General features: G+C 71.3%; 1 protein-coding gene. It reads right to left on the bottom strand.

Going from position 1 to position 1,221, the window contains the following annotated elements:
- Positions 1 to 389: 389 nt before the first annotated feature.
- Positions 390 to 860, bottom strand: coding sequence for a hypothetical protein (locus ABZW18_RS34785; protein ID WP_356195528.1), 471 nt, complete (start codon positions 858 to 860; stop codon positions 390 to 392).
- Positions 861 to 1,221: the final 361 nt, after the last annotated feature.

A 1,221-nucleotide genomic window follows, 5' to 3' on the forward strand; every position in this document is an offset into this window, starting at 1 on the left:
CGCGCGGAGGAAAGTCACTCCGCGGCCCGGCGTGCATCACCCTGCGGGAACGGGGAGTTAGGGCCGCAACCCCCACACACCCCCGTTCGGGATTCCCAGCCGGAGCAGCGGTCGGCGAGCGGTCGGCCGTAGCCCGATGCGGCCGATCAGCAGAGACAGCCGCGCGGGCGGGATGTAGCGGTGCCCAGCGGCGCAGAGGCAGCCGTTGCCGCGGGTGTGGTGCAGCGGTGGGCGGCCGGGCAGACGAACGGCCCGCACCCCCGGGGAAGAACCAAGGAGCACGGGCCGAACAACGATGCGAGGACGGCGGGGCGAAGGCGGGTCAGCGGCTACGTCCGCGCAGCCCTGCCGCGCACACACCGTCGCCGGGCGCGCTGCGCACGTGCGGGTTACGCGACGGTGGTGCAGGTGCAGTCGGGGCAGGCATGCACCCTCGGGCGGGCGCCGAAGGTTTCCGGGTGAGTGAGGCGGAGGTGGAGATGCGCCCGAAGAGCCCCCTGGATGTGTGCTTCGACGTCGCACCACGTCCACGCCGGATCACCCACAGCGCGGGCGTTCAGGGCGTGGACGATGAAGGCGGCCTTGGCGTGCGGGGTAGAGAACCAGGTCTCGGCGAAGCCGTGCCGGTCGTACTCGGCGACGTGCCCGAACAGGTGCAGGGAACAGGTCCGATACAGGGCAGGTGTGAACGCGCCGTGGTCGAGACCATCCTCGATGAAGGCCAAAACCGTGTTCGCCGCCTTCGCTTTCTGCTCAGCCGTGGCAAATTGGGTGGGCGTACAGTCAGCAGGCTCCATCCGGGTCAGCGTCCCCGGGGCCAGCACACGAACAACACCCGGCGTGGCGGTGGTCATCGTCATCGATCGATTCCTCATCTGGAGAATACGGCCGGCGGGCCGGCGAAACGGCCGGAGGCGCCGGAGGGACAGCGGCAGGCGGGGACAGCCGGGCGCAGCGCACGACATGGAGCACAGTCCCCGCCCACGCCCCGGCCGGTCAGGCCCGTCAGGCGGGCCGGGGGCGGGCAGGGGCCGCGACCACACACCCGTACGACGAACGGGACTTGCCAGGTCACAGGTCCATCCCGGCCCGGCAGGAAAGACCGTAGGCAGCAACACCGCTAGCACCACAACCCCCGGACCTGAAACCCCCTCGTGGTCCCAGCAGGACGAGCGCCACACCGGGCAACCCCGTACGGCCCGCGCCTGGCGCGGGCCGGGG

It is taken from the genome of Streptomyces sp. NPDC004647 (assembly GCF_040609575.1).
Classification (GTDB): Bacteria; Actinomycetota; Actinomycetes; order Streptomycetales; family Streptomycetaceae; genus Streptomyces.

What these genes read in the sequence shown, in the direction of transcription:
- ABZW18_RS34785 (WP_356195528.1), bottom strand. Translation starts at nt 860, where the DNA reads ATGACGATGACCACCGCCACGCCGGGTGTTGTTCGTGTGCTGGCCCCG.